Raw genomic sequence first — 24629 nt, 5'->3', positions numbered from 1 at the left:
TGCACATAAAATTAAGGACTTATGAGAATTTAATAGCATCTTGTAGGGCAAATTAAAAAGCAGCGCCTGATTTGGACGCTGCTTGAGGATATACGCAAGGGCAAAGAATTTGGTTCAGTTATCACGGATAAATTCTTAGATTATAGTGATTTTCTTTAGAACCTTGTTTTCCTTGCTCTAATTTTGACCGCTATTGAATCGCAGACTCTAGAATCTCACGTGTTTTCTGAGGCGTGATTGCTTTGTTCTCGCCAAGCTCTAGGTAACCGTGTGATTCAAGTTGCGCGACAACACTATCAATCGCAGTTGCTTTGTTTGTTTCGTAACCGTCGAACATCGTTGGAACGTCTAGGCTGTGGTAGAACGCTTCGATTGCAGCAATAGTGCGCTCTGCTAAATCGGCACCCGCTTCTAGGCCAAATACGTTACGACCCATTTGCTCTAGCTTGCCACGCTTCGCTTCGATTTGATTACGAAGTAGTGAAGGTTGAACAATCGCAAGAGACCGTGCGTGGTCTACGTGCCATAGTGCTGTGAACTCGTGGCCAATCATGTGTGTTGCCCAATCTTGAGGAACGCCAGTACCAATCAGGCCGTTAAGTGCTTGGTTTGCCGTCCACATTAGGTTTGCACGCCATGCGTCGTTGTCACGCTCGTCGTATTGCTTACCCAGTACAAGCAAGTTTTTAAGCAGTGTTTCTGCGTAACCGTCTTGAACCATCGCGTCTGTTGGCATCGTAATGTATTGCTCACACACGTGAACCCATGCGTCAACTAGACCGTTGATCAATTGACGCTCTGGAAGAGACTTCATTACGTCTGGATCCATAACCGCGAACTTAGGTTGTACTGCTGGGTTCATGAACGCCAGTTTCTCTTGAGTCTCTTTACGAGTGATTACAGCACCCATGTTAGATTCAGAACCTGTCGCAGGAAGTGTCAGTACTGCACCAATAGGAGTAGCTTCAGTTACTTGGTGTTTGCCCGCTAGGATATCCCAACCGTCGCCGTCGTATTTAGCCGCTGCAGCAACGTATTTAGAACCGTCGATTACCGAACCACCGCCAACAGCGATAATGAATTCTACGTTTTCTTCTTTAACAAGAGCGACTGCTTTATCTAGCGTCTCTTTCGTTGGGTTAGCTTCGACACCTGCGAACTCAATCCAAGCGTGATCCTTTAGAGAAGCGACAACTTGGTCGTAAACACCGTTGCTTTTGATTGAACCGCCACCGTAGATGACTAGCACTTTCTTTGAAGTATCAACTGCTTGGCTGATAGCGTTGATTTGACCTTGGCCGAAATGGATTACAGTAGGGTTAACGTAAGTAAATTGCATTAGAGATTCCTTGTGTAAAGCTAAATTTGTTATTTTGGTTTATTGCTCAATTTCTATATTTGCATATTAGTACAGTCATTCGGGGTAATGAAGGGCTGTTTCTCCAAATAAATTGCCTATTTCTACAAAGTTGATATTCTTCCTCTGCTTTAGCTTACATACTCTTAGCACTTGGAATGGAAAGTCGCCACTTATGAAAGAACTCGCGCAGTTATTACAGTCTTACGTTGAACACAAAGGTTGGGATGATCTTGAAGGGATCAGAGAAACAGAAATAGACGGCGTGTGGTTATATAGAAGCAGCGGCGGCAATCAGCGTCAGCCTTTTACTTACCAATCTGGCATCATAATGCTGGGGCAAGGTAAAAAGAATATCTATATTGGCGAACGCCCAGTCACTTACGCAGCTGGTGATTACCTTGTAGTAGGTGTGCCAATGCCGTTGGAGTGTGAGGCTTTGCCTGTTAATGGTGAACCATTGCTTGGTTTATCTATCAACATTGACTCTCAACGTTTGCACAGCTTGGTAAAAAAGTTAGAAGACCAAGGCTTTCTTGAGAGCTACTGCAATAAGCACAAACAGAATTCTAGCGGCTTAGAGTCCACGCCGATGGAAGAGCAAATGCTAGAAAGTTTTACTCGATTGGTGAAAATGCTGCATTGCGACATCGAAGCCAACATATTGGGTGATGCCATGGTCAGCGAAATTGTCTACCGCGCCCTAACTGGTTCAGAAGGGCGAGTGCTGTTTGATTTGGCCCATCATGACGGCCATTACGCACGTGTCGCTAAAGCACTATCTAAAGTGCATGAAGAGTATGACCAAACTATTACTGTTCAATCGCTTGCCGACGAAGCCAACATGAGTGTGTCTGCCTTCCACAATGCGTTTCGTAATGTCACCTTTGAATCACCGCTTCAATATTTGAAGAAGGTAAGGCTTAACAAAGCCAAAGAACTGATTCAACTAGAAGGCTTACGAATCAGCGATGCTGCTCGCCGAGTCGGCTACTCCAGCCCATCCCAATTCAGTCGCGAATTTAAGCGCCACTTTAATACTACTCCAAGAGCGGTTTAGTCTTTACTCAATATCTATGTCCCGAAACGTGCGGCATTTCATGTTGTGCGATATCACGCATATCTTTTGGTTGATCGAGAAGTATTTATTTTATAAATATCTGGTTAGTCGTAGCTCTTCTCTCGTGAGGAAAGCTTAATTTACAGATATTTTCTAGGAGTTCTCTTGCTCGATTTATTGAAGAAAGTAGCATTAATTAATCTAACAGCAGCATTGGTTGTTTTAGCGCTATCTCAGTTTTTTCCTTTCTTTGCCACGACAAGACTTGTCGACTTTCTGTTTTTTGTGGTCATTGTCATTTGGGTTCTAGCGAAGTTAATGTGGGAAGGTGGAGTTCATAGTAAGACGACACGTCTTGATGACCCTATAACAGATAAAGTCTACAAAATGGTCGAAGGCCATGATTTTGATAAAGACCAACAAGAACATTACCGAATGAACTACCACACAGGGTTAGTGTTGTTCATCGCTGGTTTACCCGCTTTTATTGCTTGCTTTGTCCTGCAATTTTTATGAGTTAGAGGTTCGCAATGGCGTCGCTCGTTCAATTTTGAAGCTATCCTCATCCCTAAAGGGACCATTCCTTGGTATTGCAAGCGTCTTTCTTCTGCAATCACTTCAGCCTTCCATACTTGTTTAATTATATGAGTAAATGTATCTAATTATAGGTATTGTCAGTTTGTTGGTATTGGATTGTCGAATATATTATTAACCGGATTTATGTGTAATGAGTCCGTTAAAATAATTAATTAAATAGCCTAAGAGTTTATGCACGGGTATAGGAGAGAAACTCACTAACTTAGCTATTAACGGAGTTTTAGTGTGAACAACCTATCAAATATTATCTAAATTTTAGGAATTACTCATCGTATTCTCAGAGAGAGTATTCAGGATTATTGAATAGACTTAAAATTAAAGATAATTTAGCAGTTGATAAAGCCTAGTATGACGGATAATTAGTCGTTTGATGACTAATTATTCTGTAACTTGCTGATTTATAGTCAACTGAGAGTCTGATGGATATCACGTTTACCCTAAAATAATTCACTTAACATGGCGCTACTTTAATCATTCTTTCCAATACGATTGTTAAATATAAATACGTATGCCTATATTATTAAAAGGATAATTCCGATGAGTAGCGATATCATTAAAATTTCAAGAAATACTGAAAATGCACCAATTAATTCTGTATCTACACAAACGGTCGCTTTTTCTCATTATAATAACTTTTCAGCTCAATTACCTGTTGACCCTAAAACAGGTGAAGTCGTAATCGGTAATATTAAAGACCAAGCAGAACAATGCTTAAATAATATTAAAGCTATTGTTGAAAGCATCGACCATGTTATGGATGATGTGGTGAAGATTAATGTTTTCGTTAAGAATATTTCTGATATTGAAGCTATCGATGAAGTTTACAAAAGCTTCTTTAACAACAGCCTGCCTACACGTACCGTTGTGGGTGTAGCTGCACTGCTAAACAGCGATGCGCTAGTGCAAATGGATGCTCTGATTTCTAACGGCGAAGGCACTAAACCACAAGCACCTTGCGCACTAGTTAAGGTATCAAGAAATACAGATAATGCACCTCAGAGTGCTGTATCGACGCAGACAGCGGCTTTTTCTCACTACAACAATCTTTCGGCTCAATTGCCTATCGATGTAAATACAGGAGAGTTGGTTTCAGGTGGTATCAAAGAGCAAACGACACAATGTTTAGCAAACATTAAGACGATTCTAGAGAGTATCGGTCATGTCATGAATGATGTGGTTAAAACGACTATCTACGTGAAAAATATCGCAGATGCGGAAGTGGTAAATGAAGTATGTGCTAAATTCTTCCCAAGCTACGTTCCTGCTCGTACCGTTGTTAACGCCGCTGAACTACCAATGGGCGCTTTAATTCAAATTGATACATCCGTTTCACATGGCGACGGTACACCGCCGCAATTACCAGAAGACACTCGCTTGTTGGTTATTGAAGCTAATAATACTGTTGCTGCACCATTCATGCCTTATTCGCACACCGTTGCTTTCTCCCACTACAATCATATTTCTGGTCAACTACCTTTAGACCCGAAAACCAATGAAATGGTTGCTGGTGGTGTAAAAGAGCAAGCGGAACAATGTTTACAAAATATTAAGGCGATAATTGAAAGTGTTGACCATAGCATGAACGATACCGTGAAGATCAATATTCAGCTTAAAGATGTTTCAGATATTGAGGCGGTGAACGAGATTTACACCACATTCTTTAATGCTGATTTACCGGCAAGAACGGTAGTAGGAGTTTCAGAAATTCCTATGAATGCTCTAATTCAAATTGATGCCGTCGTTTCTAACTGCGAAGGTACGCCGCCACAAGACTAAACGTCATTTAACCTTTCTCGATAACAGCGATCAGATCTCGGTTTAAACTCCTAAATATGGAGTGGCACATCAACCGTAGATCTGATCAGTTAATGTCATCCTAGACGTTAATCAATCATCAAGCCTCGCTACACAACTCGTTCAAAGCGAATTAATTAAGCTTATTCTCGACATATGGTGCTTATTAAGTCGAAGTGTTTTAATATGAAAAACAGACGCTTAACGCAAGAAAGAAACCCAGTTTATGCAATTTCGAATTATTTTACTGCTGTGCCTTGCCCTAATAGGGTGTTCGTCCAATCAAGAATTGATACCCGACCCAAAAAACATCACGCTATTTTATGGCGATACATCGATCTCGGCAGGTGTTTTAGAGGATAAAACATTTAGTTCAGTGCTCGCTGACAGGGTTGAAAGCGTTACTTTTTCGGGTTCAATACGAAAGCAAGACTCTGGTTACTTCGTCGATATGTTAGTGATTCGAGAAAAGAAAGAGCCACGCTCGACTCGACAATTAAATACTTCGCTTCTTATGAAGCCCGGAGAGTTAGTGGATGTTGGCGGCGTGAATAACGATGTATTCAGAGTTATTCTCGAGTAACACACCCAATGTGCTCAATTAATCTGAGTTTTTGCTTTACCTCAACCTAACTTCAAGTCTTAAGCTTCTCTCAACCATTGGAAAGGAGCTTATTATGCAAAACAACTACGTAAAAGAACTTGCCGTAAAAACTTATCAAGAAGAGCTTCAGAAAGAGTACGTAAAATCTAAAGCTCGCCCATTTCATGCCCCAAGCTTTATCGGAGGCATACTGTTGTCAGTCGTGTTGGTTGGCTTGTTTTAACTTAAGCAGGATCTTTGATCCATTACCAACTCTCAACATCTCTATTTGATGCGTTTTAATGCTTACGGCACAATCGCTTATGTTGAATTATGATGCCAATGTCGAGAGGAAGTATGGCAAGTCCTAGAGTTTTAAAGGCGCAGATTACTGATATTACGTGTGGCGAAAATGTCACTATCATCGAGCCCTCTAATGTGTATGGTTGTGAGCTTAAAGATGATGTGTTCGTTGGCCCTTTTGTAGAAATTCAAAAGAACTCGGTTATCGGTGACAGAAGTAAGATTCAGTCTCATACCTTTATTTGTGAGTATGTGACTATCGGGCGTGACTGCTTTGTTGGGCACGGTGTGATGTTCGCGAATGACTTGTTTAAAGATGGCACACCAAATTCAAACCCAGACAGTTGGGGGCGAACTGTTATCGCAAATAACGTTACCATCGGTTCCAATGCGACAGTGTTGTCTGTCAGCATTTGCGAAGGGGTGGTAATCGGCGCGGGCAGTGTGGTGACCAAAGACATCACCGAGAAAGGTATTTATGCAGGCAACCCTGCTAAGAAGTTAAGAGACCTACCTTAAATTCAGAATAGAAGCCGCGTTATATGAATCATAAGGTGCAGCTTTTTAGATAAGCGCCAGAGTATTGATTATGGATGTATTTTTACACTTACTTCAGCCAAGCGATGTAAGTGCTTTATTGGAGTTTGAAGTCGAAAATAGAGAGTGGTTTGAGCAATTTGTCCCAGCTCGGGAAGACAGTTTCTATTCTTATGCGGGCGTTGCTGAGCAAGTCACGAGTTTTCTAACAGAGTATGGCAATGGCGAGATGATTCCTATGTTGATCAAAGACGCTAATGGCACTATTTGTGGGCGAATCAACGTTCGTGATATCGACCAGAACACTGAAAGTGGAGAACTAGGTTATCGAGTAGGTCATGCATTTGGTTCTAAAGGTATTGCGTCCAACTCGGTGAGAAAGTTACTTATCTACTTGGCCGAGCACTCTTCCCTTAAATATGTTGATGCCTATGCGTTAGTGGGTAATGTAGGCTCAAATAAAATCTTATCCAATACAGGGTTTGATTTAGTTGAACGCGTTGAAAGTTACGCCGTGTTCAAAGGGAAGGCTCAAGATGCTCATTATTATCGAAAGGCGATACTTTCTTAAGTGAATGTTTGAGATGTATTATTTGTTCTATCATCAATGAGATAATAGATTTAGACAAGATGAGCTCACATCAGTTGTGGTGCGAAACAATACAGAGATCAGTTTATGAACATCGTGACAGTCTATAGTGGTAATCAACAGGTATACGCGAATCTATATCAGGGTTATGCCGCCGAGTTTTCAAAGATCATCGGAGATAAACCAGACGAGTATGGCTTGTTTGAGATTTATCCGACGCTTGGTGATACCGTAACAGGTTACTTACTCTACATTGATGGAGTTCCTGCTGCGTTGACAGCAATTGAAAGCAAAGCGCCAAATGAGTTTGAGATATGCGATTTCTATGTCGTCCCTTATTTTCGAAAAAACAAAGTAGGGAAACGGTTTATCTGTGAGCTGTTTGAACATCTAAAAGGCAGTTGGGAGATCAAGCAAGTACTGGGTGCAGAGCATGCAGTTAAGTTCTGGAGAGAGGTCGTTAATGACTACACATCAGGTAACTACGTGGAAGATCAATATCAGGACGAAAAATGGGGCTTGGTAACGAGACAATGCTTCAATCACGCTGCTAGTGCCGAGTAAAAGCTTATACATTAGAAGCTGGCAGCGTCCTTCTAGCCAGCTTCGAGTCTTTTTATTTCAAGGTTTAAGGTTACTTCTAGTTACGGCCACTTATAGATTTACGGTTACTTCTTAGGTTTGTTACGTTCGATTACGCTAATCGCGATCGCCAAAAATAGAATATCTTTCACTAGGAAGAAATTAGTGACTAAGATGCCATCCGATACTTTCCAAGTGTTTGGCGTTGTAATTAGGAAGCTGAGTGTCACAATAAAGATAGCCGCTGCAGCAATGCCTGAATAGAAAGCAACTGTCGGTTTCTTAAATCCAACGATCAGTCCAATCGCGACAATGATCTCCGCGCCACCCACCATGTTAGACACCGCTTGTACTGAGAACAGATTGTAAAGCCAGTTCATTGCAGGATGATTTGCGATTAGCGGTTCAATGAGCATCGCTTCGGTTGGCGTAAACTTATAAATACCAATCCAAGCGAGCACTAATGCTACGCCAATCACACCAAGGTTATATCCCACATTACTCTGTTTTAAATCATAGGTTTGAACATGCATAAAAGTACTCCATTTAATAAAATCCCTGAATATGACCGCACTAGTGCAAAATTAATTTCGCTGTGAGAACAATACTTAATCTTTTTTAGCGAATTCAGGTTCGAGCCCTGAAAAGTCGAGTCGCAAGATGCTTGGTAGAGAAGGGGTGTTTTATGCAAGAAGAGGAGCTTTCTAATTTTTGTTTTCAATATTAGGAATTTGGATTAGATTACGCTGACGTAAATCCAAATTATAAGAAGAGAATCGCTCGTGAAAATCCATAGAATTAACCCGACCAAACGTTGGTCTGATGTAACTGTATTGAATGGCATCGCAAGTTTTGTTGAAGTACCAGAGACGGATACATCTGCAGGAATTAAGAGTCAGGTTCAGCAAATTTTTGATCAAGCAGAAGAAATGATGAGCTTGGTCGACAGCGATAAATCTCGCGTATTGTCGGTGACGATTTATCTAACAGATTTCGCAAACTTTGATGCATTGAATGAAGTGTGGGACTCGTGGTTCCCTGAAGGCAGCGCGCCAAGTCGTGCATGTGTAAAAGCTGAACTGGCAAACCCAGAGTTGTTGGTGGAGATGTCGTTTATGGTTGCTGCGGGTGAGAAGTTTCAATAAGCCGAAATATCTCTAGAAGTAAGTATTAGTCGATATAAACGCTAATCAGCTAATCAGCTAATCAGCTAATCAACACAACTAGGCAACGAACAGATAAAACAAAGCCACTCAGGTGAATCACTTGAGTGGCTTTATTGTTTACACGCTACCCGACACTAAATCGGATTAGGTATTAAGCGATGCCTTGATCTCTTGCCATCTGCTTCGCGATCTTCGGTGCGTGCCATAAACACGGTAACAAGATGAACGATACAGGAACGGCTGTGATCACAATGAACGACTGTAGGGCAGATATACCGCCAGAACCCATTGAGATAAGCGCGATAGCTACTGCACCCATGATGATACCCCAGAAAGTACGTACGGCTGCGTTCGGCTCTGTAGTGCCTGTCATTACCACACTGATCGTGTAGGTCATTGAGTCACCTGTTGTCACGATGAACGTAGTCGTCAGGATCAAGAACAGAATCGCAATCAAAGTAGGGAACGGCAGTTGCGCTGTAATTGCTAGAAGAACAGCTGGAAGGTTAAAGCCTTCAAACGCACTAGAAATCACGCCTGGGTTCTCTAATTCAAATGCTAAACCACTACCACCAACGATGCTGAACCAGAAACAAGTTACAAGCGGTGCAACGATGCTGATAGATACGATCATCTGGCGAATGGTACGGCCACGTGAGATTCGAGCAATGAAGATCGCCATCATCGGGCCATAGCCCAAGAACCAACCCCAGAAGAATACAGTCCAGCCACCTAGCCACGCTGTATCTTGGCGGTAAAGCGCCATAGGGATGAAGTTATCGACCATTTCGCCCATACCTTGCAGGTAGCCATCAATGATGAAGCTCGTTGGGCCGACTAGCAAGATGTAGCCGATTAGGCACACAGACAAGATGATGTTGTAACGGCTAACCAGTTGGATGCCCTTGTTTACGCCACTTAATGCAGACAGCGTGTACATTGCGATAGCAAATACGATAACAACACTTTGAGTCGCAAAGCTGTCTGAAATGCCAAACAGTTCGCTCAGAGCGTAGCTGATTTGTAGGCCAAGGAAACCAATAGGACCGATAGTACCTGCAGCTACTGCCACAATGCTACACGCGTCGACTACGTTACCAATCCAGCTATTAATTGCTTTGTCGCCAAGTACTGGGTAAAGCAGAGTACGAGGCTTAAGAGGAAGGCCTTTGTCGTAATGCAGGTGCATTAACACGATAGAAGACAAACCGCCTAAGATTGCCCATGCAAGGAAACCCCAGTGCATGAAAGATTGTGATAGGGCATTGAACGCCATCGCTTGAGGATCTGCGTTGCCATAAAGAGGCGGAGCTGAAACGAAGTGAGCAATAGGCTCTGCCGCTGCCCAGAACACACCACCGCCGGCTAGCAGCGTACATAGGACGATAGACATCCATTTAAAGGTGGTCATTTCAGGGAAGGCAAGCGTTCCTAAACGAACGTGGCCTGTGCGCCCTAGTGCAAGCACTAAGCCGATAATGAAGTTAAGTAGTAGTAGGACTTGCCAGAAAGCACCGAACCACTTAGTTGAGTAACTAAAGCCGATGTTAACAAGTTCGGACAACACGGAGGTGTTGGTGAAAGCGAGGATGACAAAGAGGGTTAAAAAACTGCCACTAAGCCAAAAGACTGGGTTTCCGAGTTCCAGTTTTTCACCCAAAGATTGAGCTTTGTTGAAATCGATAGAAGTAGATTCTGCGTTGATGTTTTCGTTGGCGACTTGCGTCAAGTTGGACATTATTTCTTCGCTATATTTGGCTCTTTCAAGCCTATGTATTTCTCCCACACTTGCATAGAAATGTGAGGTTCGTCAAAAAAGCCGCAGATACTAACACATTTGTTACCAAAAAGTGGGCGAATTCCCAAAAGAAACCCAAATCATCTATAAATTGCTACTTTTTGGTTAGTTTTAATGCGGATTTTTTCTCAACGCTGTGTCACATTTCTGATTTTTGAGACATTATTTTTTAGCTTTCCGAAATAAATTAATATTAGTTGTTGGTGCAAAATAAGTGTCGACTCATTGCATGCTATAAACAAATTAATGCGAGTCATTTTATAAATACTGAATATTTTAGGTGTTTAATTGGCGCTGTTACCTACAGTTGTTTTGCGAAGAGATTTAAGTGGTGAGGAAAGTGCCATTTAAATTGAACATCTTGAAACAACAACTTAAGGGATAGCTAACATGCACCTAAACCAAGGAAGAGTGGCCAAGAAGGTTTTTACACTCAGTACTCTCACCGCGTCATGCTTGATGGCGTTCAACAGTTATGCGGCTGTTGATTGTTCAACGTTAGAAACGTGGGACTCTGCCACGGTGTACACCGGTGGTGATCAGGTTTCACATGACGGCAGCGCGTATTCAGCAAATTACTGGAATCAGAACAACAACCCGAGCCAATTTGAAGGTGACTATGCACAGTGGAAAAAGCTAGATGTGTGTAGCGGCAATGGGGGCGGTGGTACACCAAATGAAGCACCAACGGCTTCGTTAACAGCGCCAACGGCATCAGATGTGATTGTTGAGGGTGACAACGTCGTATTAAGCGCAACAGCACTGGACGCTGATGGCAGTGTTGCTTCAGTAGAATTCTTTGTTGATGGTTCTTCGGTCGCGGTTGTGACAGCGGCACCATTTGAAGCAACGTGGGCTGCAACGTCGGGTAACCATCAGGTTTCTGTTGTCGCGACAGACAACGAAGGTGCGGCAAGCCTTGCTAGTGAAGTTTCAGTGGTTGTTGATTCAGCTCTGCCAGGAAATGAAGCACCGACAGTTTCGGTTGCGCTTTCAGCAGTTTCGGTCGATGTTGGTGGTGTAGTAACGCTTACCGCAACAGCAGCAGACAGCGATGGCACGGTTGATAAAGTAGATTTCTACGTAGCAGGTGCCCTTGTAGGGACAGCAGCGACAAGCCCATACACATTAGACTACACAACGACTCAAGCAGGCTCTTTAGCGGTTTACGCGAAAGCTACCGACAATCAAGGCGCAACGACAGATTCAGCGCTGGCTTCTTTGACTGTGAATGGCGCGCCAACAGTAAGCACATGCCGTCCTGATGGCTTGTATCAAACTCAAGGTGTCGATGTTCCTTACTGTACTATTTACGATGATGAAGGCCGTGAGAAAATGGGCGCGGATCACCCACGTCGTGTCATTGGTTACTTCACCAGCTGGCGTGCAGGGGACGACCCGCAAGCCGCATACTTAGTCAATGATATTCCTTGGGAACAACTTACACACATTAACTACGCTTTCGTGAGCATTGGCTCAGATGGCAAAGTAAACGTGGGTGATGTGAACGATCCGAACAACGCAGCGGTAGGTAAAGAGTGGCCGGGCGTTGAAGTTGATCCTACCTTAGGCTTCAAAGGTCACTTCGGTGCATTAGCGACCGCTAAGAAAAAACACGATGTTAAGACTTTAATCTCAATCGGTGGTTGGGCGGAAACGGGTGGTCACTTCGCCACTGACGGTAGCCGAGTGGCTGATGGTGGTTTCTACACAATGACGACCAACGCCGACGGTTCTATTAACCATCAAGGTATCGAAACATTCGCCACTTCCGCGGTGGAAATGCTGCGTAAATACCAATTCGATGGTCTAGATATCGATTACGAATACCCAACCTCTATGGCGGGTGCCGGTAATCCGTACGACAAAGACTTCATGGAACCCCGTCGTCAATACCTGTGGGCTTCGTACCAAGTCTTGATGAAAGTGCTACGTGAGAAGCTTGATGCGGCGTCTGCGCAAGATGGTAATCATTACATGTTAACGATCGCGGCGCCTTCTTCTGGTTACCTGTTGCGCGGTATGGAAACGTTCGATGTGACTAAGTACCTCGATTACGTAAACATCATGTCTTACGACCTTCACGGTGCGTGGAACGATCACGTAGGTCATAACGCAGCCTTGTTTGATACGGGTAAAGATTCAGAGTTAGCACAGTGGAACGTTTACGGCACCGCGGCTTACGGTGGTATCGGTTATCTGAACACGGATTGGGCTTACCATTACTTCCGTGGTTCTATGCCAGCAGGTCGTATTAATATCGGTGTGCCTTACTACACTCGTGGTTGGCAAGGTGTAACCGGAGGCGAAAATGGTCTTTGGGGCCGAGCTGCACTTCCAAACCAAGCTGAATGTTCAGCAGGTACGGGGGAAGGTGAGAAGAATAACTGTGGCCATGGTGCAATTGGTATCGACAACATGTGGCACGATACCGATCCAAAAGGTAACGAAATGGGCGCGGGTTCTAACCCAATGTGGCACGCGAAGAACCTAGAGAAAGGCATTTGGGGTTCGTATGCAGAGGCTTACAAGCTTGATCCTGTGAATGATCCATCTGATGTTCTAACGGGAACTTACACGCGTAACTACGACAGCGTAGCGGTTGCCCCTTGGTTGTGGAACGCAGAGAAGGGCGTATTCCTTTCAACGGAAGATAAAGATTCTATCAACGTGAAAGCAGACTACGTTATCGACAAAGAGATCGGCGGTATCATGTTCTGGGAACTGGCAGGGGATTACAACTGTTATGTACTCGATGCAAGTGGCAACCGAACGTCTATCGATACGACAGAACAAGCGTGTAACAGCGGTAACGGTGAGTTCCACATGGGTAACACCATGACGAAAGCTATCTACGACAAGTTTAAGTCTGCGACCCCATACGGAAACAAGGTAGCGACGGGCGCTATCCCGACAGAAGCGCTAGATATTACGGTATCGGTTGGTGGCTTCAAAGTCGGTGACCAAAACTACCCAATTAACCCTAAGATCACGTTTACAAACAACACAGGCCAAGCACTTCCGGGCGGTACCGAGTTCCAGTTCGATATCCCAGTGTCAGCACCTGATAATGCAAAAGATCAATCGGGTGGTGGTTTAACGGTGATTGCTTCGGGTCATACTCGTGCGGATAACATTGGTGGATTAGATGGCACTATGCACCGAGTGGCGTTTACTTTGCCTACATGGGAAGAGCTTCCTGCTGGTGGTGTGTATGAGCTAGATATGGTGTATTACTTGCCAATCTCAGGCCCTGCTAACTATGCAGTAAGCGTGAACGGAGTCGATTATGCCTTTAGCTTTGAGCAACCAGACCTACCATTAGGTGATATCAGTTCAGGTGGCGGTAACCCTGGCGATGGCGGCACAAACCCAGGTACATGCGATACAGCCGGTTTAGCGGTTTACCCAGACTTACCTCAGAAAGATTGGGCGGGTAACCCAAGCCATGCAAACACTGGCGACCAAGTGGTTCATAACGGTAGTATTTACCAAGCGAACTGGTGGACAAGTTCTGAACCGGGTAGTGATGGTAGCTGGACTCAGGTTTGTTCTTAATTTAATGCTAACTAATCCATTTATAGACAATAGATCGCAGTAATAGCCAGTAAATACGAATGCTTTTACGTCTATTTATCAGTGATTTAGTGTAATTTAAGTAATCAACTTCAACGTAAAATTAAAACGCCGAACTGAATCCAGTTCGGCGTTTTTGCTTTAAGTCACAGATTGCGTATAGAAACCCTTAAAAATATCGACACTCGTTCAGTAAAAAATAAAACCATGATATAAAACAATCTGTATATAAGAGAAGTCACAGCGTTACCTAAAATTATAAATCTATGGGGTAATCTTGAAAGTCAGACGTAAATACATTCTTAGTTTTTCCATTGCGCTCGCCATTGTGTCGATGATTCTTTCGGCCTTTCAATTTAACCGAACTGAAAGGTCACTGTTGGAATCCAACCAGCTATTTTTTCGAACGATTGTGAATGCGAGTTACGATATTGTCGACACAACAGTTAATGAGGCGATAAAGACATATCTCAAAGGAATTACCGATACCGTTGCGTCCCATGTATGGCATGCCACACCGGAACAGGAAATTGAACAGGTAAGCCAGATCGCCAATGAATTGCACATTGGACAATCAGGTTATATCTATTTGATGTCACCGCAAGGCGTTCACCTCTACCATCCTTTCTTGCAAGGAAAGAAGCGCGGGCATCTTACTCATATCCAAAAACAGCTCAGTATCGACTCTGGTATGATCGAATACTTTCACGCTAATCCACATGAGATAAGTCGGCGTGCAAAAGTTGCCTATTCGATGAGGCTACCGAGTGGCAATACTTTGGTCGCGACGACCTATAAAGAAGAATTGATGTATTTGGTCGATCTTGAAGGCTTAAAAGATAAGCTGAGAAAGTACGCGTTCGGTGATAGCGGATATGTGTACATTATTGATCTTCAGGGTAATTTAGTGCTTCATCCTGATTATGAACACAAGTCATTGAAAGCCTTGATAGGCTACTCGTCCGAACTGCTCATTGATCGAATCGCAACCCAGCCAGAAGGTCACTTTAGCTATTCAATTTCCAGTGACAATGGTACGACCAACAAAAACGTCTTCTATAAGTTTTACCCCTATCTGAATTGGGTCATTTCCGCCGGTATTTTAGAGCAGGAGCTCAATAGAAATCATAGTTTGCTGTTCATTAGTTTGATGGCTTTGGTCGTGAGCCTATTGAGCATTATCATCGTGTTGGTGCTTTACCTGCGGCATCGTCATCTCAAAATCTTGGATGTTGCGAGCCTCGATTACCTTACTGGTCTTCCTAGCCGACGGAGTTTTATCGAGCAGTTAAAGCTGAAAATTGCGCAAAGGTCGCCTTATCCGCTAACAAATGTCGGTGTCATTTTGCTTGATATTGACCATTTCAAACGGGTGAACGATCAATATGGTCATGCTCAAGGCGATAGGGTTATCTGTGAGGTCGCAAAATCACTGAAGAGATTTGTTAATCGTCGTCGCTTGATTGCACGCTATGGCGGTGAAGAGTTTATTTTGGTGACGTTTGATTGTGATGAGCGTGAGTTATTCGAATTGTCTGAGGAACTCAGACGAAGTGTAGAGCAACTGCAAGGTTTGGTGTCACCTGTCACAATCAGTGCTGGCTGTTGTCACGATCGAGCGCTCACTGATATTGAAACAGCGATCGATAAAGCTGACAAAGCGCTTTATCAAGCAAAAGAGAGGGGACGTAACAACACTCAGACGTATCAAAAGAACGAATATCGCGTTGCTTATATGTGATCAGTTGAAAGAATCGATGTCTTCAAGGTTGGAAATCATGCTCTTGAGAACGACAGACACAAAAAAGCCCAAATAGATCGCTCTATTTGGGCTTTTTCAGAAATATTTGAAATGCTAATCGCTAATTTAAGCTTTCGCTGCTTTCATCGCTTCCGTTTTTTTTTCCTTTTGCATTTTTGCAAGGAAGTAGATGTTTACACAAGCGATGAAACCGTTGGTCGCGACCACTGGCCATGCGTCAATCATAACGCCGTATGCTGTAAAGAGAGTACAGCCAATAAAGTTAAGGACACGCAGACGAACGATATCTTTCATTGTTAATGAAATTGCGACCATAATAGATGCCGCGTAACCTAAAATTTCAACCATATTGAATTCCATTGTTTGACCCTCTTAAATTTGCCGATACTTTGTCGGTACCAATTCTTCTCTTCATGAGATGATTGAGGAAGCTCCGTGCCTCGAATGGTCTGGTTATGTTTAACGAGGTAGACTATACCAACTCTGTTTTTGTGATTAAACCCCCAAAACGGGCAGAAGTGAAGGTTAGCGATTACGCAAACGTTTAATGACCTTTCTATTAACATAATTACTATTTATGTTGGGAGGTTAATTGATATTTATTCTTATATAGGTAAGGAAGCCGCGAATGATAAAACGATCCATTTGTGCAACAAAAAGCATAAAAAAAGCAGCGTTATTGGCTTTGATAGCGATTGGACTGACAGCATGTACCACACAAGAAATGCCGCCATCGCACAATTATGGTGTGGTCACCAGTGGTGATTTTGAGTTCATGGAACACGGAGTGACGACGTACTCGTGGCACCCTGAATCAGAGCAGGTTTACCTTTCTCAAAAATACGATGAGACCGTAGTAACCGATCTAGTGCGTGATGCGATTGAAGATCAACTCGCTACGAAAGGTTATCAACTGAATCAAAATGGTGCAGTTGGTGATGTTGTTGTCGGTTTTGGATTGGCCGAAGAATCAGAGTTAAATGATGACTCGATTTTCGATGCGATTAAGCTTTCAACAGGGGTGCCATTTTATGATGGTGACGGAAAGGTCGCCGAGAAAGGATCGCTGTACATTGCTTTTTTCGTACCTAACTCTCAGGTCGTACAATGGCAAGCATTAGCACAGTCTGGCATTCAACCTGATTTAGAGCCAAGCGAGAGCAAACAGCGCATTACTGGCTTTGTTGAAATGTTATTTAGACGCATGCCTGAGCGATAGAATAAGTCGTTGGATGCATTCGTTGAGTCAATATTAGTTGTTGAAAATATGGTCAGATCGCAGATTATACTTTTTTATTTGTAACGAATGGTACAAATACGTAAAGCAACGTAAAGTTCGCGCTTCTTTTGCTAGCATTTGTCTATACTGCTCAAAACGTTAACTTAGGTTTGATTCAATGAAACTGTTTTCCAAATACTCTCTCCCTCTATTAAGTATATTCATTGTAAGTAACGCAGCGATGGTAAGTAATGCAGCTATCGCAGCACCTTCTATAGTACCAAGCCCACCTAGCCTAGGCGCAAAAGGGTATGTGTTAATTGATTTTAATTCCGGTGATGTGCTAGTCGAAAAAAACGCACACACTAAATTAAACCCAGCAAGCTTAACCAAACTGATGACCAGCTATGTAGCTGGACAGGAGATGAAGCGAGGCAACATCTCTGCGGATGATCAAGTAAGAATCAGTGAGAATGCATGGGCGAAAAAATTCCCAGACTCATCGAAGATGTTCATTGAAGTGAACACCGATGTGGCGATGATGGATCTTTACCGTGGTTTGATTATCCAATCGGGTAACGATGCGAGTGTTGCGATTGCAGAACACGTAGCCGGTTCACAAGACGCCTTTGTTGATTTGATGAACTCTTGGGCAACCTCTTTAAAACTAGAAAATACCCACTTTGCTAACGCACATGGCCTAGACGCTGAAGACTTATATTCGACACCTTATGACATTGCATTGTTAGGGCGCGCAATTATTCGTGATCTGCCGGATGTATATGGCTTATACAGCGAGCGCTCGTTTAGCTACAACGGAATTACACAGCACAATCGCAATGGTTTACTTCGTGATAGAAGCTTAACCGTTGATGGCATGAAAACCGGTTACACATCTGGTGCAGGCTACAGTTTAGCGAGCTCGGCAACACAAGGTGAAATGAGACTTATCGCGGTTGTGATGGGCGCATCGAGCGTTAAGAGCCGTGAGTCAGACAGTAAACAGTTATTAAGCTACGGCTTCCGCTTCTTCGACACACTGAACCCACATCAAGGCGGCGACCAAGTGGCCGAAGAGAAGGTATGGTTTGGTGAGCAAGATACGTTGAAACTGGGTGTTGCAGAAGATACCTTCATTACTTTGCCTAAGTCAGACAGTAAAAAGCTAACAGCGTCGATTGAACTTGATTCTGAGTTAAAAGCGCCGATTGCTGAAGGCCAGACTTTAGGTGTGGTTCACTACACAGTCGATGGCGAAGATGTTCAAACTCAACCATTGATTGCGCTAGAGGCTGTTGAGCAAGGTGGCATATTCAAACGTTTGATGGACTACATTAAATTGTTCTTCGCGAGCCTATTCTAAATAGAGTCGTTGTTCAGCTAAAACGAGAAAACTTAGTGGGCGTTGTGAGTAAATCACAACGCCCATTGTTATTTCTGCACGCATGAAAATGGAGCCTGTCGCTTTCTTTATTAGCCGTAGCGAGCGGTTTCGATTACTATACGCAAAATTTAGCAGTGTAGTCACTTATGACCATAGAGATAAAGAACGTAACCGAACCCGAAGTAACATGTGCCAATTGTCAGGCATGCTGTTGTCGTTTAGAGGTTATGATCATCACAGATACCGGCGTTCCTGAAGAGCATATTGCGTATGACGAATGGGGCGGCGAGACCATGCTGAGATTAGACGATGGCTGGTGTTCGGCAGTTGATAGAGAAACACTGATGTGTACGATCTATGAAAACCGACCTTGGATCTGTCGTGAGTTCGAAATGGGCTCTTTTGAATGCGTCGAGCAACGTACAGATGTGATGGGCTAAGCGTCGGCTGTATCAAAAACAATATCAAAAAGTACGCTATCGATCTGTGATAAATACACCATCAGATTAAATTTCAGGGTTCTATATCTTAAGCAGATGTAGAACCCTGAATCGTTTTAGCGAAACAAAGCTATAGTGCGATAAGAGTAATCTAAAACTCTGACGGCACTTCAAACTCGATCCACTCATCAGTTGTTGGGTGAATCAGTTTTAGGTAGCCCGCATGAAGGTGCAGACGTTCACGTTTGTAACCATAGAGATCATCACCTCGGATTGGTACACCAAGGCCCGACGGGTGAGCGCAATGTACGCGCAGCTGATGGGTGCGGCCTGTTTTTGGATACAAGTGAACCTTGGTTTTGCCATTGTTGGTGCTGACCGCTTCCCAATGAGTTTCAGCGTTACGCCCATGTTCAGGGCAAACCAATTGTCTTGGTCTGTCTGTTATGTCGCCGCGCAAGGGCAGGCTGATATCGCCAGATTTGCCGTCGATTTCACCATCTAACAGAGCTGTATATCGTTTCTCTACGGTTCTATCTATGAATTGCTTCTGGATGTGTTTATTGGACTCTGCAGTCAGTGCCAAGATCAGCAATCCAGACGTCGACATATCTAACCTATGGATAATCAAAGGGCCTGTTGCGTCGGGGTAGCGCGCTTTCATACGGGTATAAACAGAGTCCTCGATAAACTTACCAGGAACCGATAAGAACTCCTCGGGTTTATTCACCACCACGATCTCGTGATCTTCATAGACAATATCAAACGACTTACCAACCGCAGGGTTCACGATAAGCGGGTTATCTTCTAATTCGATGCCGTTTAGCTGGTGGTCGAGGATCTCGAAGCTTTTGCTTTGGCAAACCGGGTATAAGTTTGCGTGCTGGCGAATGACAGCCGTTGGAGGTAATCCCCACCAAAACTCAGACAAAGCTAATGGTTTAAATCCGTGTTCAAAAGCAAAATTAAGCAGCTTAGGTAGGCAACAGTCGCCAGAGCCTTCAAGAGCGTCTTTGCCATCTAACAATTCAAGCAGGTTCTTTGATTCGAGTGCTTGGTTGATAAAGCGATAATGAGACAAACGTTGCGCTTCTAATTCGACTGCGATCGCTTGGTACTCTTGCTTGCGGCTCTTGAGTTCGCTTTCGATAGCATCAACTTGCGACTGGCGTTCTGCGATCTTTTGTTTCCACTCTATACGGAGCGCTTTTAGGTCGCGCTTCTCTTGGCTGCTTTGATTGCCTAACTGTTTAAGCAGGTCAGCGGCTGAATCAAGATTCCCCAACGCTTTCTCTTGATTGGCTTTTTCTCTTAGAACCGTACGCTCAGCCTTGTTGGCAGCCATTGCGATCTGAAATGCTTCAACTGCTTTACTCGCATCGTTTTTGAGTTCAATTAGGCTTGACGTCAAATCATCTAGGTTATGAGTTTTTTCTAGGTTCGTAATGTCATCGACCAAGGTTGCTTGCTTGACTAAGCCTTGCGTGTTTTGGACTTGAAACTGTTGCCCATCAATAGCAGAAGGAACAAAGGCAATACTTGTTAGCTGAGAGGCGAGTGAAGAATCTAACTGCAAACCTGAAAATGCAGAAAGGTAGCCTAGCTCTTGAGTTGTTGGATCCTGAATAAGAAGCACGGCATAGAGGTTGCCTTGCGATGTTTCATTCACACCGCAGTCGAGTAATGACTGCTGAAGTTGCTGCATGGCAAACTCACACGTTGGATGTGGTGTGTAGTAGTACGGAAACGTAAAACGAGTCGGTAGCGGTAAGTCTACATTCGTATTGTCGTTTTTTAGGTGCAGTGGTGTGTATTGAGCAAGGTTTGCTGACATGAAGATCAAACTCTATGGCTGTTCAGTTAGAGTTCGGTATTGTTGTCGAAATGAAGGCAAATGAGAAGCCAAAGCGAAAGATAAATCGGCTTTGGCTTCATTTAGTGGCTTGTGCTTATCCTAAGCGCGCAGAGCTTGATTGAAACTCGATCAGTTCGAGTGTTCTAGCTCTAGTTGCTCGGCTTTTTGGTAAGCAGGGTGGCTCGTTAAAAGATCACCGTATTTAGCAATGTTAGGGTAGAGCGCAGTGGCACCGAAGTTACCCACGATTTCTACGATGAACGACATCATGAAATCGGCACCCGTCAGAGTATCAGCAACAAGGTAAGTTTTACCTTCAAGCGCCTCGTTGACAAAGGTTAGGACCTTTTGGTTTTCGTCATCAGCGTAGCCGCCAAGGAAATTAGTCTCGCAACCGTCTTTCATCACAAAGATTTTAAGTAGCATTGGCAGAATGCCAGAGCTTTCAGCGAAGTGAAGCCATTGTGAATATTCTACATAGTCAGCTGTGCCACGTAATGGTGCGAACTTACCTTGACCGTATTTGTCGATTAGGTACTCGGTGATAGCACCAGATTCGCTGATCACAACACCATCGTCTTCAATAACCGGAGATTTACCAAGAGGGTGAACGGACTTCAATTCTGGTGGTGCTAGAAACGTTACACTGTCTCGTTGGTATGGTTTGATTTGATAATCAACACCAAGCTCTTCCAGTAGCCAGATGATTCGTTTTGAGCGAGATTTGTTTAGGTGATGCAAAGTAATCATGATTTTACCTAGTTAACTGGTTCAGTTTTTAAATTTATTTAGCTTCGTTTGTTTTGATAACAAGCTTACCGAAGTTTTGGCCTTCCAATAGACCCATGAATGCTTGTGGCGCTTCGTCTAGGCCTTCAACTAGGTGCTCACGGTAATGCATCTTGCCTTGAGACAACCATTCTGTCATTTGAACAGCAAACTCATTGTAACGGTGTGCGTAATCATCAAAGATAATGAAACCTTGCATCTTAATACGCTTGACCAAAAGAGTGCCCATAAGGCTAGACATACGATCTGGGCCTTCAGGAAGTGATGTTGCATTGTACTGAGAGATAAGGCCACACACAGGAATACGAGCACCTGTGTTAAGCAACGGCATTACCGCGTCGAATACTTTGCCGCCAACGTTTTCAAAGTAAACATCGATACCGTTGTCACACGCTTTAGCCAGTTGTTCTGCGAAATCGTCAGCTTTATGGTCGATACATTCATCAAAGCCCAGTACCTCTTTCGCGTACTGACACTTCTCTTGACCGCCTGCAACGCCAATTACGCGACAGCCTTTTAGCTTGCCGATTTGGCCAACGGTTGCGCCTACTGCACCTGTTGCAGCCGCAACGACTAGAGTGTCGCCTTCTTTAGGTTGGCCGATATCAAGTAAGCCCATATACGCAGTAAAGCCAGGCATGCCCATGATGCCTAGTGCGTAAGAAGGGTGTGTTGGCTCTTTACCTAGTTTGATTAGGCCTTCACCATCAGACACACCAAGATCTTGCCAACCAGTGTAAGCCAGTACCCATTCGCCAACTTCGAAATCGCTGTTGTTTGACTCGTCAACCTGACACACGGTTGCACCGACCATCACTTCGTCGATTGCAACTGGATCAGCGTAAGATTTTGCATCGCTCATTCGGCCACGCATGTAGGGGTCTAGAGAAAGGTAGACTGAGCGAAGTAACATCTCGCCGTCTTTAATTGTTGGTGCGGCTACTGTCTCTAAACGAAAGTTATCTTGAGTCGGTGCGCCAACTGGGCGAGAAGCCAATACGATGCGGCGATTGTCTTGTTGAGTCATTGGATATCCTTAATTTTATATTATGTTTATTTAGAATTAGACCAGTCGTCTAGTTTTGTTGTCTAAAAATCCCGCCGTCATCAAATTGATAAGAGGGCGGGTTATCTGTCGTTAATAAAACTAAACACAATGCGCGGTTAGTTTTTACCTTTTAAAATCTGTTGGGTTAGATTTAAAGCTGATTCTAAGCTGCTTGAGCTCTGGCTTAGTTTGCTCAATAAGCTTGCGCCCAACCACATAGAATATAGATTTTGAGCGGTTTCTTGGCTGTCTTCAACCTTAATGGAGCCATCTTCAATACCACCTGCAACACAGTGTTGTATCGTAGAGGTCACTTTTTCAGCCCCTTTGAGTAAGGCTTGACGCATAGGATCAGAAAGATCAGAAACTTCAGCGCTGAGCTTAACGACTAAGCATTTATGAGCGTTACAGGTACCGTTTTCAATCTGTGACCATCGAGTGAAATAACTGATAATTCTCTGGTAGTGGCTACCTTCACCATGAACCAAAATAGTTTCAACTCTACCGATGTAGGTCTCAAAATAGTGTTGAATCAGAGCCTCGCCAAATTGCTCTTTCGATTTAAAGTAGTGGTAAAACGACCCTTTCGGCACGTCCGCTTCTTTAAGCAATTGCGATAGGCCAACGCCGTTAAAGCCGTTGTTCACTATTAATTGGTAGCCAACATCTAAAACATGCAGGCGTGTGTCATTTGTTTTTTCGTTCATGGGCAGTACTATAATTCAAATTAGACCAGTCGTCTAGTGGTTGGTTTTTGAGGGTATATTCCGTCGTGGCTGAAGTGGCTCAAAATGTTCAGATATAAAAAAGCCCCAACATAGCGCGTATGTTGGGGCTTAAATCAATCACTTCGATTATTTGATAGAGATTAACTCAACATCAAAAATCAGTGTTGCTGAAGGTGGGATTGGGCCTGAACCACCTTTACCGTAAGCCAATTGGCTCGGGATAAACAGGCGAACTTTTTGACCTTCAACCATGTAAGTCAAACCTTCTTGCCAGCCCTTGATTACTTGCTTAAGAGCAAATGAAATCGGCTCACCACGATCAACAGAGCTGTCGAAAACAGTGCCGTCGATAAGTGTACCGTGGTAATGAACCGTTACTTTGCTGTTCTTAGTTGGGTGCTCTGTACCAGTACCTTCTTCAAGAACTAGGTATTGAAGACCACTTTCAGTCGTAACAACCCCTTCTTTAGAGCCGTTTTCGATAAGGAACTGTTGGCCTTGCTCGAAGTTTTCGTCACCAGACTTATGATTCATCCAAGTACGATAGATCATGAAACCAGCCAAGATGAAGACAATGACCGGGATGATAAATTTAGACATAGTAAAACCTATTTATTGTTGATTCTTTATAGAGAAAAGCCGTTACGGCTGAGTCAAAAGGTAGTTGATTGTTTTTGCGATACCTTGAACATCTTGGTGGCCTGCAGTTAGGACTTGGTACTTACCATTGATGATAAAAGTCGGTACTGAGTTGATTTGGCCTTTTACAGAGATCTCCTCTGCTTTCTTGATAAAGTCAAAAAGCGCAACTTGTTGTTCTTTGTTCAGTTGGTATGGGCTAACTAGACCGCGAGAAGTGAACGCAGTCTCTAGAGCTTGTTGACGTTGTTCAGGAGTCGCATCTGCACCCATTTGAACCGCACCGAATAGATCATCCATGAAAGCGTGGTCAGGCGTTGCGTCAAGCTGCATTACCGCTGTGTAGTAGATCATCGCGCTAATTTGAGCACTTTCGTTGAAAGTCACATGAACTTTGCCAATCTTTTGGTCTGTCAGTGATTCAAGCTCTGGAATTGCACTTTCCATTTGACGGCAGTGACCACAATTAAGAGAGAAGATTTCAGTGATCGGAGATAAGTTAAATTCAGTCAGAGCCGCTGGAAGTGCTTCGTATTGAACACCTTGTTGTGGCTCATCTGTTTCACTACAGCCCGCGATAATAAGCAGGGCAGCGAGTGCTGTAACGAATTTAGTAAATGGTTTAAACATAATGTTTGCTCTAGCGTTGAGAAGTCGTGAGATTCTAACTATTTAGTAAGAATTGGAAAACAATTATAAGGTAAATAAATGCAAACAGTTCGAACTAGCGGGTGATGACAGGCTAGTTGACGGTTAACTGTGATCAAAAGCACTTTTTTTGGATGTTTTTTTTCGTCTAAAGTTTTTGTCTAAAGTTTTTCTC

At 43.5% G+C, this 24629-nt stretch carries 24 protein-coding genes; 14 read left to right on the top strand and 10 right to left on the bottom strand.

Annotation, left to right across the window (positions count from 1 at the left end; all coding sequences use genetic code 11):
• Nucleotides 1-190: 190 nt before the first annotated feature.
• Nucleotides 191-1339, bottom strand: a complete 1149-nt coding sequence (locus OW495_RS14735; protein ID WP_017109485.1) for an iron-containing alcohol dehydrogenase — start codon at nucleotides 1337-1339, stop codon at nucleotides 191-193.
• Between the two features lie 193 nt (nucleotides 1340-1532).
• Between OW495_RS14735 and OW495_RS14730 the strand changes: the two genes are divergently transcribed.
• The 8 genes from OW495_RS14730 to OW495_RS14695 all read left to right on the top strand — a co-directional run bounded on the left by OW495_RS14730 (nucleotide 1533) and on the right by OW495_RS14695 (nucleotide 7384).
• Entirely contained in the window at nucleotides 1533-2417 is an 885-nt protein-coding gene (locus OW495_RS14730) for an AraC family transcriptional regulator (protein WP_017108095.1), read from the top strand.
• 165 nt (nucleotides 2418-2582) lie between these two features.
• A complete protein-coding gene (locus OW495_RS14725) occupies nucleotides 2583-2933 on the top strand; it encodes a hypothetical protein (protein WP_102328365.1) in 351 nt (116 codons plus the stop codon).
• Between the two features lie 618 nt (nucleotides 2934-3551).
• A complete protein-coding gene (locus OW495_RS14720; protein WP_289887206.1) occupies nucleotides 3552-4790 on the top strand; it encodes a RidA family protein in 1239 nt (412 codons plus the stop codon).
• 244 nt (nucleotides 4791-5034) lie between these two features.
• Nucleotides 5035-5391, top strand: coding sequence for a hypothetical protein (locus OW495_RS14715; RefSeq protein WP_102383992.1), 357 nt, complete (start codon nucleotides 5035-5037; stop codon nucleotides 5389-5391).
• Nucleotides 5392-5485: 94 nt separating this feature from the next.
• Nucleotides 5486-5635, top strand: a complete 150-nt coding sequence (locus OW495_RS14710; RefSeq protein WP_165886753.1) for a hypothetical protein — start codon at nucleotides 5486-5488, stop codon at nucleotides 5633-5635.
• A 113-nt stretch (nucleotides 5636-5748) separates the two neighbouring features.
• Nucleotides 5749-6213 (top strand): acyltransferase, encoded by a 465-nt coding sequence (locus tag OW495_RS14705; RefSeq protein WP_065104710.1) that lies wholly within the window; start codon nucleotides 5749-5751, stop codon nucleotides 6211-6213.
• Between the two features lie 70 nt (nucleotides 6214-6283).
• Complete coding sequence (locus OW495_RS14700) at nucleotides 6284-6802, top strand: GNAT family N-acetyltransferase (protein ID WP_289887205.1); 519 nt, start codon at nucleotides 6284-6286, stop codon at nucleotides 6800-6802.
• A gap of 105 nt (nucleotides 6803-6907) precedes the next feature.
• Nucleotides 6908-7384 (top strand): hypothetical protein, encoded by a 477-nt coding sequence (locus OW495_RS14695; protein WP_017109493.1) that lies wholly within the window; start codon nucleotides 6908-6910, stop codon nucleotides 7382-7384.
• 104 nt (nucleotides 7385-7488) lie between these two features.
• Here OW495_RS14695 and OW495_RS14690 read toward each other — a convergent pair whose 3' ends face one another.
• Nucleotides 7489-7935: a DUF417 family protein gene (locus tag OW495_RS14690; protein ID WP_289887196.1), complete on the bottom strand. Its 447-nt coding sequence runs from the start codon at nucleotides 7933-7935 to the stop codon at nucleotides 7489-7491.
• Between the two features lie 249 nt (nucleotides 7936-8184).
• Between OW495_RS14690 and OW495_RS14685 the strand changes: the two genes are divergently transcribed.
• Nucleotides 8185-8547 (top strand): RidA family protein, encoded by a 363-nt coding sequence (locus OW495_RS14685; protein ID WP_289887195.1) that lies wholly within the window; start codon nucleotides 8185-8187, stop codon nucleotides 8545-8547.
• A 172-nt stretch (nucleotides 8548-8719) separates the two neighbouring features.
• Here the strand turns inward: OW495_RS14685 and OW495_RS14680 are convergent, their stop codons facing one another.
• Nucleotides 8720-10306, bottom strand: coding sequence for a BCCT family transporter (locus tag OW495_RS14680; protein ID WP_029226019.1), 1587 nt, complete (start codon nucleotides 10304-10306; stop codon nucleotides 8720-8722).
• A 450-nt stretch (nucleotides 10307-10756) separates the two neighbouring features.
• On the opposite strand from OW495_RS14680, the gene OW495_RS14675 reads away from it, so the two are divergent.
• On the top strand, nucleotides 10757-13924 hold the full coding sequence (locus OW495_RS14675) for a glycosyl hydrolase family 18 protein (protein ID WP_289887193.1): 3168 nt from the start codon (nucleotides 10757-10759) through the stop codon (nucleotides 13922-13924).
• Between the two features lie 295 nt (nucleotides 13925-14219).
• Complete coding sequence (locus tag OW495_RS14670) at nucleotides 14220-15683, top strand: sensor domain-containing diguanylate cyclase (RefSeq protein WP_231901139.1); 1464 nt, start codon at nucleotides 14220-14222, stop codon at nucleotides 15681-15683.
• A gap of 126 nt (nucleotides 15684-15809) precedes the next feature.
• Here OW495_RS14670 and OW495_RS14665 read toward each other — a convergent pair whose 3' ends face one another.
• Nucleotides 15810-16064: a YgjV family protein gene (locus tag OW495_RS14665; RefSeq protein WP_010430226.1), complete on the bottom strand. Its 255-nt coding sequence runs from the start codon at nucleotides 16062-16064 to the stop codon at nucleotides 15810-15812.
• Between the two features lie 268 nt (nucleotides 16065-16332).
• On the opposite strand from OW495_RS14665, the gene OW495_RS14660 reads away from it, so the two are divergent.
• The 3 genes from OW495_RS14660 (at nucleotide 16333) to OW495_RS14650 (ending at nucleotide 18747) form a co-directional block, all read left to right on the top strand.
• Entirely contained in the window at nucleotides 16333-16923 is a 591-nt protein-coding gene (locus OW495_RS14660) for a DUF4136 domain-containing protein (RefSeq protein WP_017078292.1), read from the top strand.
• Nucleotides 16924-17101: 178 nt separating this feature from the next.
• Nucleotides 17102-18286: a D-alanyl-D-alanine carboxypeptidase family protein gene (locus OW495_RS14655; protein ID WP_289887192.1), complete on the top strand. Its 1185-nt coding sequence runs from the start codon at nucleotides 17102-17104 to the stop codon at nucleotides 18284-18286.
• A gap of 167 nt (nucleotides 18287-18453) precedes the next feature.
• Nucleotides 18454-18747 carry a YkgJ family cysteine cluster protein gene (locus tag OW495_RS14650; RefSeq protein WP_017085602.1) on the top strand — a complete coding sequence of 98 codons (294 nt, stop codon included), beginning with the start codon at nucleotides 18454-18456 and terminating at the stop codon, nucleotides 18745-18747.
• 151 nt (nucleotides 18748-18898) lie between these two features.
• On the opposite strand, the gene OW495_RS14645 is transcribed toward OW495_RS14650, so the two are convergent.
• The 6 genes from OW495_RS14645 to OW495_RS14620 form a co-directional block, all read right to left on the bottom strand.
• A complete protein-coding gene (locus OW495_RS14645) occupies nucleotides 18899-20581 on the bottom strand; it encodes an RluA family pseudouridine synthase (protein ID WP_102513962.1) in 1683 nt (560 codons plus the stop codon).
• Between the two features lie 150 nt (nucleotides 20582-20731).
• Nucleotides 20732-21352, bottom strand: a complete 621-nt coding sequence (locus OW495_RS14640) for a glutathione S-transferase (protein ID WP_102299977.1) — start codon at nucleotides 21350-21352, stop codon at nucleotides 20732-20734.
• Between the two features lie 34 nt (nucleotides 21353-21386).
• Complete coding sequence (locus OW495_RS14635; protein WP_102513961.1) at nucleotides 21387-22418, bottom strand: NADP-dependent oxidoreductase; 1032 nt, start codon at nucleotides 22416-22418, stop codon at nucleotides 21387-21389.
• A gap of 137 nt (nucleotides 22419-22555) precedes the next feature.
• Nucleotides 22556-23146, bottom strand: coding sequence for a TetR/AcrR family transcriptional regulator (locus OW495_RS14630; protein WP_102513960.1), 591 nt, complete (start codon nucleotides 23144-23146; stop codon nucleotides 22556-22558).
• 147 nt (nucleotides 23147-23293) lie between these two features.
• The gene (locus tag OW495_RS14625) at nucleotides 23294-23767 is read right to left on the bottom strand and encodes an FKBP-type peptidyl-prolyl cis-trans isomerase (RefSeq protein ID WP_102513959.1); all 474 of its coding nucleotides are present in this window, start codon (nucleotides 23765-23767) and stop codon (nucleotides 23294-23296) included.
• Nucleotides 23768-23809: 42 nt separating this feature from the next.
• Nucleotides 23810-24436, bottom strand: a complete 627-nt coding sequence (locus OW495_RS14620) for a thioredoxin domain-containing protein (protein WP_102513958.1) — start codon at nucleotides 24434-24436, stop codon at nucleotides 23810-23812.
• Nucleotides 24437-24629: the final 193 nt, after the last annotated feature.

Origin of the sequence: Vibrio sp. 14N.309.X.WAT.E.F5 (assembly GCF_030397615.1) — a bacterium.
Classification (GTDB): Bacteria; Pseudomonadota; Gammaproteobacteria; order Enterobacterales; family Vibrionaceae; genus Vibrio; species Vibrio lentus.
This window is presented reverse-complemented; position numbering and strand designations above follow the sequence as displayed.